13 protein-coding genes are annotated in these 12,942 nt (G+C 68.1%); 11 read left to right on the top strand and 2 right to left on the bottom strand.

Translation table 11 applies throughout. The features are described from left to right. Positions 1–60: 60 nt before the first annotated feature. Complete coding sequence (locus ACFUPX_RS17340) at positions 61–375, bottom strand: ferredoxin (RefSeq protein ID WP_383322389.1); 315 nt, start codon at positions 373–375, stop codon at positions 61–63. Positions 376–629: 254 nt separating this feature from the next. On the opposite strand from ACFUPX_RS17340, the gene arc reads away from it, so the two are divergent. The 6 genes from arc (at position 630) to prcA (ending at position 6,422) form a co-directional block, all read left to right on the top strand. Beyond that, a complete protein-coding gene (gene arc / locus ACFUPX_RS17335) occupies positions 630–2,396 on the top strand; it encodes a proteasome ATPase (RefSeq protein WP_383322387.1) in 1,767 nt (588 codons plus the stop codon). 213 nt (positions 2,397–2,609) lie between these two features. Further along, entirely contained in the window at positions 2,610–4,121 is a 1,512-nt protein-coding gene (gene dop, locus ACFUPX_RS17330; RefSeq protein ID WP_383322385.1) for a depupylase/deamidase Dop, read from the top strand. 124 nt (positions 4,122–4,245) lie between these two features. After that, entirely contained in the window at positions 4,246–4,464 is a 219-nt protein-coding gene (locus ACFUPX_RS17325; RefSeq protein WP_160503981.1) for a ubiquitin-like protein Pup, read from the top strand. A gap of 25 nt (positions 4,465–4,489) precedes the next feature. After that, a complete protein-coding gene (locus ACFUPX_RS17320) occupies positions 4,490–4,783 on the top strand; it encodes an endonuclease domain-containing protein (RefSeq protein ID WP_383322382.1) in 294 nt (97 codons plus the stop codon). After that, a complete protein-coding gene (gene prcB, locus ACFUPX_RS17315; protein WP_383322379.1) occupies positions 4,735–5,580 on the top strand; it encodes a proteasome subunit beta in 846 nt (281 codons plus the stop codon). Before ACFUPX_RS17320 ends, prcB begins: the two co-directional genes overlap by 49 nt. Positions 5,581–5,633: 53 nt before the next feature. Further along, on the top strand, positions 5,634–6,422 hold the full coding sequence (gene prcA / locus ACFUPX_RS17310) for a proteasome subunit alpha (protein WP_383322376.1): 789 nt from the start codon (positions 5,634–5,636) through the stop codon (positions 6,420–6,422). A 68-nt stretch (positions 6,423–6,490) separates the two neighbouring features. On the opposite strand, the gene ACFUPX_RS17305 is transcribed toward prcA, so the two are convergent. Continuing rightward, positions 6,491–7,522 carry a LacI family DNA-binding transcriptional regulator gene (locus ACFUPX_RS17305; RefSeq protein ID WP_383322373.1) on the bottom strand — a complete coding sequence of 344 codons (1,032 nt, stop codon included), beginning with the start codon at positions 7,520–7,522 and terminating at the stop codon, positions 6,491–6,493. 132 nt (positions 7,523–7,654) lie between these two features. On the opposite strand from ACFUPX_RS17305, the gene ACFUPX_RS17300 reads away from it, so the two are divergent. The 5 genes from ACFUPX_RS17300 (at position 7,655) to ACFUPX_RS17280 (ending at position 12,928) form a co-directional block, all read left to right on the top strand. Next, positions 7,655–8,914, top strand: coding sequence for an MFS transporter (locus tag ACFUPX_RS17300; protein ID WP_383322370.1), 1,260 nt, complete (start codon positions 7,655–7,657; stop codon positions 8,912–8,914). Between the two features lie 9 nt (positions 8,915–8,923). Continuing rightward, the gene (pafA, locus tag ACFUPX_RS17295) at positions 8,924–10,285 is read left to right on the top strand and encodes a Pup--protein ligase (protein WP_383285455.1); all 1,362 of its coding nucleotides are present in this window, start codon (positions 8,924–8,926) and stop codon (positions 10,283–10,285) included. Between the two features lie 130 nt (positions 10,286–10,415). After that, on the top strand, positions 10,416–11,417 hold the full coding sequence (locus ACFUPX_RS17290; protein ID WP_383322405.1) for an FKBP-type peptidyl-prolyl cis-trans isomerase: 1,002 nt from the start codon (positions 10,416–10,418) through the stop codon (positions 11,415–11,417). 44 nt (positions 11,418–11,461) lie between these two features. Continuing rightward, positions 11,462–11,836 carry an FKBP-type peptidyl-prolyl cis-trans isomerase gene (locus ACFUPX_RS17285; protein ID WP_383322366.1) on the top strand — a complete coding sequence of 125 codons (375 nt, stop codon included), beginning with the start codon at positions 11,462–11,464 and terminating at the stop codon, positions 11,834–11,836. A 138-nt stretch (positions 11,837–11,974) separates the two neighbouring features. Then, the gene (locus tag ACFUPX_RS17280; RefSeq protein ID WP_383322363.1) at positions 11,975–12,928 is read left to right on the top strand and encodes a helix-turn-helix transcriptional regulator; all 954 of its coding nucleotides are present in this window, start codon (positions 11,975–11,977) and stop codon (positions 12,926–12,928) included. Positions 12,929–12,942: the final 14 nt, after the last annotated feature.

The raw sequence follows: 12,942 nt of genomic DNA, 5'->3' as shown, positions 1-12,942 counted from the left end.
GGCCTGTGCCCACCGCCGAGCGGTGGGCACAGGCCCTTCTTCGTCGCTGAGTTCGCGGCCTCACGCCGCGTCGGGGCCGTAGACCTCCACGCTGTCCGAGACGCGTCGTACGTGGATGCAGTCGCCGGGACACTCCTTCGCCGAGTCCGCGACATCACGCAGAAGCGGCAGCGGTACGGGCGTTGTCGCGCCGGGCGTCTGCAGGAGTTCGTCGTCACCGCTCTTCACATAGGCCAGACCGTCGATGTCCAGCTCGAAGACCTCGGGCGCGTACTGCGCGCAGATCCCGTCGCCGGTACAGAGGTCCTGGTCGATCCAGACCTCCAGGAGATCGCGGCCCTCGGGGCCGGTCCCAGCTTCGTCCTGCACGGTCATTTCTCCTGCCGATCGCTGCGTCGGGCGAACCAACTCGAGGGCAAGTCGGGCCAGCCCTGACGGGTGTTGAACGCTTCGACGATACAACCGCCCGCTTTCCGATGTTGTTGGGTGGGTATCCACCTGGTGTGAGGGAGAGCGCAAGGGTGAAGATCGGACACACCTCGACCGTCTTTGTGATCTAGGGGTTTCAATCGACACCCACCCAGGTAGGGTCTGGAAGCGTCCAGCTCCCCTTGGAGGAGGTGAGGACCGTGGCAGCACACGACGACGACATCAACCGCGGCATCCGGCCGGGGCGAGGGTCTGACGACCCCGCCGGTCAGGTTGCCTATCTCGAGCAGGAAATCGCCGTCCTGCGACGCAAGCTCGCCGACTCTCCGCGGCATACGAGAATTCTCGAAGAGCGGATCGTCGAGCTGCAGACCAATCTGGCCGGCGTGTCCGCGCAGAACGAGCGGCTCGCCAACACGCTCCGTGAGGCCCGCGACCAGATCGTGGCACTCAAGGAGGAAGTCGACCGGCTCGCGCAGCCGCCGGCCGGCTTCGGAGTCTTCCTCGTGGCGAACGAGGACGGCACGGCGGACATCTTCACCGGGGGCCGCAAGCTCCGGGTGAACGTCAGCCCGAGCGTGGAGCTCGAAGAGCTCAGGCGCGGCCAGGAAGTCATGCTCAACGAAGCGCTCAACGTGGTCGAGGCCATGGAGTACGAGAGCGTGGGGGACATCGTCACCCTCAAGGAGATCCTCGAGGACGGCGAGCGCGCCCTCGTGGTCGGGCACACCGACGAGGAGCGGGTGGTCCGGCTCGCCGAACCACTCCTCGACGTCACCATCCGCCCCGGCGACGCACTCCTTCTCGAACCCCGCTCCGGGTACGTCTATGAAGTGGTTCCCAAGAGCGAGGTCGAAGAGCTCGTCCTCGAAGAGGTGCCGGACATCGGCTACGAGCAGATCGGCGGTCTGGGCAACCAGATCGAGCTGATCCGCGACGCGGTCGAACTGCCCTACCTCTACCCGGACCTCTTCAGGGAGCACGAACTGCGGCCGCCCAAGGGCGTCCTGCTGTACGGGCCTCCCGGCTGCGGCAAGACGCTGATCGCGAAGGCGGTCGCCAACTCCCTTGCCAAGAAGGTCGCCGAGGTGACCGGCGCGGCACAGGGGAAGAGCTTCTTCCTCAACATCAAGGGCCCCGAGCTCCTGAACAAGTACGTGGGCGAGACCGAGCGTCACATCCGCCTGGTCTTCCAGCGTGCGAGGGAGAAGGCGAGCGAGGGCACCCCCGTCATCGTCTTCTTCGACGAGATGGAATCCCTCTTCCGCACCCGCGGATCCGGTGTCAGCTCGGACGTGGAGAACACCATCGTCCCCCAGCTGCTCGCCGAGATCGACGGCGTGGAAGGCCTGGAGAACGTCATCGTCATCGGCGCCTCCAACCGCGAGGACATGATCGACCCCGCGATCCTGCGGCCCGGACGACTCGACGTCAAGATCAAGATCGAGCGCCCCGACGCCCAGGCGGCGAAGGACATCTTCGCCAAGTACCTCACCGAGCGGCTCCCGCTGCACGCGGACGACCTCGCCGAGCACAGTGCCGACCGGCGCACCACTGTGGACGGCATGATCCAGTCCGTCGTGGAGCAGATGTACGCGGAGTCCGAGGAGAACCGCTTCCTCGAGGTGACGTACGCCAACGGCGACAAGGAGGTCCTGTACTTCAAGGACTTCAACTCCGGCGCCATGATCGAGAACATCGTGGGACGCGCCAAGAAGATGGCCATCAAGGCCTTCCTCGACGCCGACCAGAAGGGCATCAGGGTCTCTCACCTCCTGCAGGCTTGCATCGACGAGTTCAAGGAGAACGAGGACCTGCCCAACACCACCAACCCGGACGACTGGGCCCGCATCTCCGGCAAGAAGGGCGAACGGATCGTGTACATCCGTACGCTCGTCACCGGAAAGCAGGGCGCGGACACCGGACGCTCCATCGACACGGTGGCGAACACCGGTCAGTACCTGTAGAAAACAGGGCGGCTGCGGGTGTCCTTCGTGGGTACCCGCAGCTGTCTGTTTTTCAATGAAGGCAATGATCTCCCCACCAGCGCAAAGGCGCTCTAGGCTCTTCGGTACCGCCGAGTCGCGCAGTGCGGGGACGGGCACCGCACACGCACCGGAGAACCAGCGGTACTTGAGCGCCGCACCCGAATGGGAGCGCCGCCGGGCAAGGAGGGCCGCATGACCGTACGGCGAGTAATGGGCATCGAGACGGAGTACGGCATCTCCGTCCCCGGCCACCCGAACGCCAATGCCATGCTCACCTCGTCCCAGATCGTCAACGCCTACGCCGCGGCGATGCACCGGGCGCGACGCGCCCGCTGGGACTTCGAGGAGGAGAACCCGCTGCGGGACGCACGGGGCTTCGACCTCGCACGTGAGACCGCCGACGCCAGTCAGCTCACCGACGAGGACATCGGCCTCGCCAATGTGATCCTCACCAACGGGGCGCGCCTCTACGTGGACCACGCGCACCCCGAGTACAGCTCACCCGAGGTCACCAATCCCTGGGACGCCGTCCTGTGGGACAAGGCGGGCGAACGCATCATGGCGGAGGCGGCCGAGCGGGCCGCGCAGCTGCCCGGCGCCCAGCCGATCCACCTCTACAAGAACAACACCGACAACAAGGGCGCCTCGTACGGCACGCACGAGAACTACCTGATGAAGCGGGAGACCCCCTTCTCGGACATCGTGCGCCACCTGACGCCGTTCTTCGTGTCCCGGCAGGTCATCACCGGCGCCGGCCGCGTCGGCATCGGCCAGGACGGCCACGAGCACGGCTTCCAGCTCAGTCAGCGCGCCGACTACTTCGAGGTCGAGGTGGGCCTGGAGACCACCCTCAAGCGGCCCATCATCAACACCCGGGACGAGCCGCACTCCGACGCCGAGAAGTACCGCCGCCTGCACGTCATCATCGGCGACGCGAACCTCTCCGAGATCTCGACGTATCTGAAGCTGGGCACCACGTCCCTGGTCCTCGCCATGATCGAGGACGGCTTCATCGCGGTGGACCTCGCGATCGACCAGCCCGTGCGCACCCTGCACCAGGTCTCGCACGACCCGACGCTCAAGCGCCTGATCACGCTCCGCAGCGGCCGCACACTCACCGCTGTCCAGCTCCAGATGGAGTACTTCGAGCTGGCCCGCAAGTACGTGGAGGAGCGGTACGGCTCCGACGCGGACGAACAGACCAAGGACGTCCTGGCCCGCTGGGAGGACGTACTGGGCCGTCTGGAGAGCGATCCGATGAGCCTCTCCGGAGAGCTCGACTGGGTCGCCAAGCGGGAACTCATGGAGGGCTACCGCCGCCGTGACAGCCTCGACTGGGACGCGGCGCGGCTGCACCTGGTCGACCTCCAGTACGCGGACGTACGGCCCGACAAGGGCCTCTACAACCGTCTGGTGGCACGCGGCAAGATGAAGCGCCTTCTGGAGGAGCCACAGGTCGAGCGCGCCCAGACCAAGCCCCCGGAGGACACGCGCGCGTACTTCCGCGGCCGCTGCCTCGAGCAGTACGCGGACGACGTGGCCGCGGCCTCGTGGGATTCGGTCATCTTCGACCTTCCGGGCCGTGACTCGCTCCAGCGGGTGCCCACACTGGAGCCCCTGCGCGGGACGCGGAACCACGTCAAGGAGCTCCTGGACCGCTGCCGTACGGCGGAGGACCTGGTTCGGGTGCTCTCCGGAGGCTGAAAGACCCGGCGTGTGGGAATCATCGAGGTGGTGCCCGGACGTTGCAGTAACTACGGGGCCGATGTCAGACCTGGCTTATAGGGTCTGATCAAGTGCATCGAACCGAACGAGCGGGGTGAGGTAGATGGCGACCAAGGACACCGGCGGCGGACAGCAGAAGGCGACGCGTTCCACCGAGGAGGTCGAGGAGCAGACAGAGGAAGCGCAGGGCTCCGAAGACCTCAAGGAGCGCCAGGAGAAGTTGAGCGACGACGTGGACTCCGTCCTCGACGAGATCGACGACGTCCTGGAGGAGAACGCGGAGGACTTTGTGCGCTCCTTCGTTCAAAAGGGCGGCGAGTAGTTCCGCCTCTGTTCTCAAGGTTGAAGTGAGGGTTGCTGGGTTGGTCGAAGCCCGGCGGGGGAGAACCCGCCGTGCTTCGGATGACCTGGCGACGCTCTCGATCGGACCCGAACCGATCTCCGTGAACGCTCCAGCCGTTCATGTGGATCACCGCCACGAGGCGGGTAGGGTCCCTGGCGTACGGTGCTTCAACTGCAATTCGGCCGTCGGCAAGTTGGGAGACGATCCCGACACTCCGCGTCGGGCCGTCACTTATCCGGAAGGAAACGCGTGGAAGCCAACACTCGTAGCACCGGGCGTCTGCCGGCTGCCTTCCTGACGCCTGGTTCCTCGTCCTTCATGGACTTTCTGTCCGAGCACCAGCCCGACATCCTGCCGGGCAATCGGCAGCTGCCGCCCACCCAGGGTGTGATCGAGGCGCCGCACGGCACGACGATCGTGGCGACGACGTTCCCCGGTGGCGTGGTGCTCGCCGGTGACCGCCGGGCGACCATGGGCAACGTCATCGCGCAGCGCGACATCGAGAAGGTGTTCCCCGCCGACGAGTACTCGGCCGTGGGCATCGCGGGCACCGCCGGTCTCGCCGTGGAGATGGTCAAGCTCTTCCAGCTGGAGCTCGAGCACTTCGAGAAGGTCGAGGGTGCCACGCTCTCCTTGGAGGGCAAGGCCAATCGCCTGTCGACGATGATCCGGTCGAATCTGGCAATGGCCATGCAGGGCCTCGCCGTTGTCCCGCTCTTCGCGGGGTACGACGTGGACCGCGAGAAGGGCCGCATCTTCTCGTACGACGTCACGGGCGGCCGTTCCGAGGAGCACGGCTTCGCGGCCACCGGCTCGGGTTCGGTCTTCGCGCGCGGCGCGATGAAGAAGCTTTACCGCAACGACCTGTCGGAGCAGGAAGCGACGACGCTCGTCGTGCAGGCGTTGTACGACGCGGCGGACGACGACTCGGCGACAGGTGGTCCGGATGTCGCCCGCAGGATCTACCCGATCGTCACCGTGATCTCCGACGAGGGATTCCGGCGGTTGGGGGACGAGGAGTCTTCCGAGATCGCCCGCTCGATCCTTGAGCGGCGCATGGAGCAGCCCGACGGCCCGCGGGCCTCGCTGCTCTGATCGATCCGTATTCGCCACTGACTGAGTCACTGACAGAAAGGGACGGATAGCCGGTGTCGACGCCGTTCTATGTCTCACCCCAGCAGGCCATGGCCGACCGGGCGGAATACGCCCGCAAGGGCATCGCCCGTGGTCGCAGCCTTGTTGTGCTGCAGTTCGCCGATGGCATCGTGTTCGTCGGCGAGAACCCGTCCCGTGCGCTGCACAAGTTCAGCGAGATCTATGACCGGATCGGCTTCGCGGCCGCCGGCAAGTACAACGAATACGAGAACCTGCGGATCGGTGGCGTGCGCTACGCCGATCTCCGTGGATACACCTACGACCGTGACGATGTGACGGCCCGTGGGCTCGCGAACGTCTACGCCCAGACGCTGGGCACGATCTTCTCGAGCCAGGCGGAGAAGCCGTACGAGGTCGAGCTGGTCGTCGCGGAGGTCGGGGCCACGGCTGACAGCGATCAGATCTACCGGCTGCCGCACGACGGTTCGATCGTGGACGAGCACGGTTCGGTCGCGGTCGGCGGCAATGCCGAGCAGATCAGCACGTATCTCGATCAGCGGCATCGTGACGGGATGACGCTCGCCGAGGCGCTGAAGCTGGCCGTGCAGTCGCTGTCCCGCGACACGAACGGCAGCGAGCGGGAGATCCCCGCGGAGCGGCTCGAAGTGGCGGTCCTCGACCGTACGAGGCCGCAGCAGCGGAAGTTCAAGCGGATCGTCGGACGCCAGCTCGCGCGACTGCTGGAGGGCGGTGCGTCGGCCCCCACGGACGCAGATTCCGACAACGAGGAGCCGGACACGGAGTCCGGTTCCGCCTCCGACCCGGGATCCACCGAGAAGTAGTTCGGTTCGACGTACGCCCCGTGTTCCGGCCACCAGGCCGCAGCACGGGGCGTACATGCGCGTGGCGGCTAAGCCCGACGGGCGGCGGTGGCCGTCGAGCCGCGGATCACCAGCTCGACGGGGAGGGTGTCGGGCCGCGGCGCGTGCCCGTCGAGGACGGCGAGCAGGGACGTCATGCCGCGTTCGCCGAACTGCTCCGCCGGCAGCCGCACGGTGGTGAGTTCGGGTTCCACGGCGGTCGCCAGGGTGAGGTCGTCGAAGCCGGTCACCGAGAGGTCCTCCGGGACGCGCAGACCCAGGCGGCGGGCCGCCTTGCAGGCGCCCGCGGCGAGGATGTCGTCGTCGCAGACGAGCGCCGTGGGGCGGGGCCCCGGCGCGCTGAGGGCGGCCTCGGTGGCCGTACGGGCGTCGTCGACGGTGAGGAGTGCCCGGACGGTGCGTACGGCCGCGCTGGTGCCCCTCAGCGCCGCCGCGAGGGCGTCCGAGCGTACGTCGAAGGTCCAGGACTCGACGTCGGCGGCCAGATGCAGGAAGTCGCGGTGGCCCAGGGCCAGCAGATGCCCGGCCGCCTGGCGCATGCCGTCGCCGATGTCGAGGTTCACGGTGGCCGCGCCGAGGCTGCCCGCCGGGTCGCTGTCGAGCATGACCAGGGGGAGCGCGTCGCCCTGGATGGTGGCGAGGGCGTCGGACGCGATGGAGGAGGCGAGGATGCCGTCGAGGGCGGCGCGGCTGGAGTCGAAGGGGTCGCGGGCGGGGCCCATGCCGTCGGGGGAGGGGTAGAGGACGACTCCGAAGCCGTGTTCGGCGGCGACGCGGGCGGCTCCGGTGTAGACGCGGGCGAAGAACTCGTTGGTGAGGGCGGGCACGACGAGGAGGGCCGTCCTGGTGCGGCCCAGGCGGAGGTTGCGGGCCGCGAGATTCGGCCGGTAGCCCAGGTCGCGTGCCGTGTCGCGGACGCGCTCGGCGGTGCGTTCGGCGACCCGGCCGCGCCACTTCTCGCCGAACACGAGGGAGACGGTGGCCTGGGACACCCCGGCGGCCCGTGCGACGTCGCGGCTCGTGGGGCGCGGCCCTGCGGCCTCCTGCTGTGGCCCGGCCACTTCTGGTACCTCCCAGGTCGGTGCCGCGGGGCTGCGATCGGGTGGACCCGCGGTGAGCGCTCATGGTACGTATGACGCTCGAAGTTATACGTAAAACCTCGGTGCGACGGCACCGCGGAAGGGGCGGGAAGCATGGCTGCCGGATACGCGGAGATCCTCCGGACGAGATACGCCGGGCGGCTGCTCGCCGGCACCCTGGTGGGCCGGCTGCCGAACGCGACCGCCGCGATCGCCATCGTGCTCTTCATCCGCGCCGAGGGCGGCACGTACAGCCTCGCCGGTGGTCTCGCCGCGGTGTATGGCGTGGCCAACGCGGTGGGCCAGCCGCTGCTCGGCCGCCTGGTGGACCTCCACGGGCAGCCGCGCGTCCAGCTCCCCGCGGCGCTCCTCTCCGCCCTCGGCATGGCGGGCTTCGCCTTCACCGGGCCCGACTCGCTCGGCCTCGCGTACGTCGCGGTGGGCGCGGCCGGTCTCTTCACCCCGCCCCTGGAGGGCGGCCTGCGCGCACTGTGGCCGAACGTCCTGGGCAAGGAGGAGCAGGTGCACACGGCGTACGCCATGGACGCCATCGCCCAGGAAGTCATGTTCACCGTCGGACCGTTGCTCGTCACGGGCTGCGTCGCGCTCTGGTCGGAGCAGGCCGCGCTGCTCGTCGTGAACGTCATCGGCGTGCTCGGCGCCCTCTCCGTGGTGATGTCGAAGCCCTCGCGCGCGTGGCGCTCGGCGCCCCGGGAGGCGCACTGGCTGGGCGCGCTGCGCTCACCCGGGCTCATCGCACTGCTCGGCGCCTTCCTCTTCATCGGCATGGCGCTCGGCTCCATCACCGTCGCCGGTGTGTCGTACGCCGACGGGCACGGCGGCGACGCGGTCTACGGCTGGATGCTGGCGGCGCTGGGCCTCGGCGCCCTCGTCGGAGGATCGGTCTACGGGGCGCGGCAGTGGGCCGGCGTACCGGAGAAGCGGCTCACCGTCCTGGTGGCCCTGCTCGCCCTCTGCTACTGGCCGTTGACGCTGACGCCGGACGCCGTCGCCATGACGGTGCTCGCGGCCGTCGCGGGAGTCTTCCTGGCGCCCGCGCTCGCGTGCGCGTTCATCATCGTCGACCGCCACGCCCCGCGCGGCACCGTCACCGAGGCGTTCTCCTGGCTCGTGACGACGTTCACGGTCGGCGCGTCGCTGGGGACGGCCGCGGCGGGTCCTGTCGTCGAGTGGGGCGGGACCCGGTGGGGCTTCGCCGTCCCGGGACTCGCGGGAGTCGCCGCGCTGCTTGTCCTGCTGGCCACGGCACGGGCGCTCGCGCTGCCCGCAGATTCGGCGGTTGTTGCGGGTTCATCGGAAAATGATCGAAACGGTGCCGTCGAACCCGGTTTCAGGGCAGGGCATCAGGCGTAATGTTCAGTCATGGACCGCCGCATTTTCGGGCTGGAGAATGAGTACGGCGTCACGTGCACGTTTAGGGGACAGCGCCGTCTGTCGCCTGACGAGGTGGCGCGCTACCTCTTCCGCCGTGTTGTCTCATGGGGCCGCAGCAGCAACGTCTTTCTGCGGAACGGCGCCCGCCTCTATCTTGACGTCGGGTCACATCCGGAATACGCAACACCGGAATGTGACAACGTGACCGAGCTGGTCACGCACGACAAGGCGGGCGAGCGCATTCTGGAAGGCCTGCTCGTCGACGCCGAACGCCGCCTGCACGAGGAGGGAATCGCGGGCGACGTCTATCTCTTCAAGAACAACACCGACTCGGCGGGAAACTCCTACGGCTGCCACGAGAACTATCTGGTGGCCCGGCACGGGGAGTTCTCGCGGCTCGCGGACATCCTCATTCCCTTCCTCGTCACGCGACAGCTGCTCTGCGGCGCGGGCAAGGTGCTGCAGACTCCGCGCGGCGCCGTGTACTGCGTCTCCCAGCGTGCCGAGCACATCTGGGAAGGGGTCTCCTCCGCGACCACCCGCTCCCGGCCGATCATCAACACCCGCGACGAACCGCACGCGGACGCCGAGCGCTACCGCAGGCTGCACGTCATCGTCGGTGACTCGAACATGTCCGAGACGACCATGCTCCTGAAGGTCGGCGCCACCGACCTCGTCCTGCGCATGATCGAAGCGGGCACGGTGATGCGGGACCTGACCCTGGAGAACCCGATCCGGGCGATCCGCGAGGTCAGTCACGACATCACGGGCCGCCGCAAGGTGCGCCTGGCCAGCGGCCGCGAGGCCTCGGCCCTGGACGTGCAGCGCGAGTACTACGAGAAGGCCGTGGACTTCGTGGACCGCCGCGGCATCCGCACGGGCACGGTCGAGCAGGTCCTGGAGCTGTGGGGCCGCACCCTCGACGCGATCGAGGCCGAGGACCTCGACCGCATCGGCACCGAGATCGACTGGGTCATGAAGTACAAGCTCATCGAGCGGTACCGAGCGAAGAACAACATGACCATGTCGCATCCCCGGGTCGCGCAGATAGACCTCGCGTATCACGACATCCACCGCCGTCGCGGGCTGTACTACCTCCTGGAGAGGAAGGGCCAAGCCGCCCGCATCTGCAACGACTTGAAGATCTTCGAGGGCAAGTCGGTGCCGCCGCAGACCACCCGCGCGCGGCTGCGCGGCGACTTCATCCGCAGGGCCCAGGAGCAGCGCCGCGACTTCACCGTCGACTGGGTGCACCTGAAGCTCAACGACCAGGCACAGCGCACGGTGTTGTGCAAGGACCCCTTCCGGTCGGTGGACGACCGGGTGGAGAAACTGATCGCCGGTATGTAAACCCTGATACAGGAGATGCGTTGCGGGAACGCAACGCGGGGCGCCGTACGTTCCTCGTACGGCGCCCTTCTCCATGCGTAGAGTTGCGCGCACGCCAACCGACAAGATCGACCGATACGAGGCCCCCACCGTGCGCCGACGCTCACTTCTCCTTGCTGTTCCGGCCGGCCTGCTCACGCTGGCCGGGTGTGGTGACGACAAAAAGGCCGACAAGGCCAAGTCAAGCGACACCCCGTCCCCCTCCAACTCGTCCTCGGCCGCGCCGACGGCGAAGATCGTGGACGGGCCGCTGCCCGAGATCACGAAGGGGACGAAGTTCGGCCAGAAGCCGACCGTCGCGAAGGGGTCCGGCAAGCCGTCCTCCGACCTCGCGGTCAAGACGCTCGTCGAGGGCAAGGGCACCGAGGTCAAGAAGGGCGACTACCTCCAGGCCAACTACCTCGGCCAGATCTGGGCCACGGCGAAGGTCTTCGACAACTCGTACGACCGCGGCAACCCCACGGTCTTCCCGATCGGCACCGGACAGGTCATCCCCGGCTGGGACCAGGCCCTGGTCGGCAAGAAGCTCGACAGCCGCGTGCAGCTCGCGATCCCGCCGAAGATGGGTTACGGCACCGAGGGCAACAAGCAGGCGGGCATCAAGGGCAGCGACACGCTGGTCTTCGTCGTCGACCTGGTGGGCACCTTCAGCGCCAAGAGCTCGGCCAACGGCAAGAAGGTCGCACAGTCCAACATCGACCTCCCCAAGGTCGGCACGAACACGGACGGCAAGGCCCCCTCGGTCGACGTCCCGAAGAAGGACGCCCCGACCAAGCTCGTCGCGACCTACGTGCTCGAGGGCGACGGCGAGGAGATCAAGGAGACCGACAGCCTCCTGTGCCAGTACAAGGGCGTGCTGTGGGCCGACGGCAAGGAGTTCGACTCCTCGTACAAGAGCGGTCAGCTCGCCTCGTTCCAGCTCGCGCAGGTCGTCAAGGGCTGGGCGCAGGGCCTGACCGGCAAGAAGGTCGGCAGCCGCGTCCTGATCGTCGTTCCCCCGAAGCTCGGTTACGGCGACCAGCCGCCGCAGGGCAGCACCATCAAGAAGGACTCCACGCTGGTCTTCACCGTGGACATCCTGGCAAAGATGTAACACTGTCCCGGCTGGCCATTCGTATCAAAGCAGGAGCATGTGACGTGAGCATCGAGAAGCCCGAGATCGACTTCCCCGACGGTCCGGCCCCCAGTGAACTCGAGATCGTGGAGATCTGGGAGGGTGACGGCCCGGAGGCCAAGCTGGGCGCCACCGTCAAGGTTCACTACGTGGGCGTGGCCTTCTCCACCGGTGAAGAGTTCGACGCCTCCTGGAACCGCGGCACGCCGCTCCAGTTCCAGCTGGGCGCCGGTCAGGTCATCGCAGGCTGGGACCAGGGCGTCCAGGGCATGAAGGTCGGCGGACGCCGCCGGCTGACCATCCCCGCCCACCTGGCGTACGGCGACCGCGGTGCCGGTGGCGGCGCCATCGAGCCCGGCGAGACGCTGATCTTCGTCTGCGACCTCATGGGCGTCTGAGCGACGACTGGGTCCAGGGTCTGATCAGACCTGCCCACCGAGGGTCCATGCCTGTTCCGGCATGGGCCCTCGGCTTTTCCCACGACACCCCGGGGCGGTACGGTCGGCGGTCGGAAGCACTGTTGAGAAAGGGCGTCGATGGCCATTGCCAAGGCCGAGCGGCTGATGAACCTGGCGCTGTGTCTGCTGGGGACGCGGCGTCCGCTCAGCAAGCGCGAGCTGCGCGAGTCCATCGAGGCCTATCTGGAGGCGGGGTCCGACGACTCCTTCAACCGGATGTTCGAGCGCGACAAGGACGATCTGCGCGAACTCGGCCTGGTCATCGAGACGGTGGAGAACCTCGACGGCGAGGTGGGTTATCTCGCGCGCCGCGACAGCAACCGCCTCCCGCCCATCACCATCGACGCCGAGGAAGCCGCCGCGCTCGGCCTCGCGGCCAAGGTCTGGCAGCAGGCACGCCTCGCCGGAGCCGCCAGCGGCGCCCTGCAGAAGCTGCGCGCCGCGGGCCTGCCGGAGGACCTCGACCCGTACGGCACGCACAGCGCGCTCGAACCGCGCATCCCCGTGCACGAGGCGTCCTTCGAACCGCTGATGCTCGCCTGCCGCGACCGCCGCCCCGTCGTCTTCGACTACCGCAAGGCGACCGCGGCCCGCCCCGAGCAGCGCCACGTCGAGCCGTGGGCGCTGGAGTGCTGGCGCGGCCACTGGTACCTCGCGGGCTGGGACCGCGACCGCGGCGCCGAGCGCGTCTTTCGGCTCTCCCGCATCACCGGGAAGGTCCGTGCCCGCGCCGGCAAGTTCACCGCCGAGATCCCCGATGTGGTCACGGTGCGCGAGACCGTCGCGAGCTGGGCGGGGGAGAGCGCCGACCGCTCCGCGCTGATCAGACTGCGCAAGGGCGCGGGCTACCCGCTGCGCGCCAAGGCCGCCCAGATACGTGAAGTGGGCGAGGGGTGGGACGAGTTGGAGATTCCGTACGGGCACGGGCTCGACGCCTGGCTGGTGGAGTTCGGACCCGATGTGGTGGTCCTGGAGCCCGCGGAGCTGCGGGCCGACGTGGTGGACCGGCTGCGCGCCGTGGCCAAGGGCTGAGGGGACGTACAGAC

Source organism: Streptomyces sp. NPDC057302 (assembly GCF_042667685.1).
In the GTDB taxonomy this organism is placed as follows: Bacteria; Actinomycetota; Actinomycetes; order Streptomycetales; family Streptomycetaceae; genus Streptomyces.
This window is presented reverse-complemented; position numbering and strand designations above follow the sequence as displayed.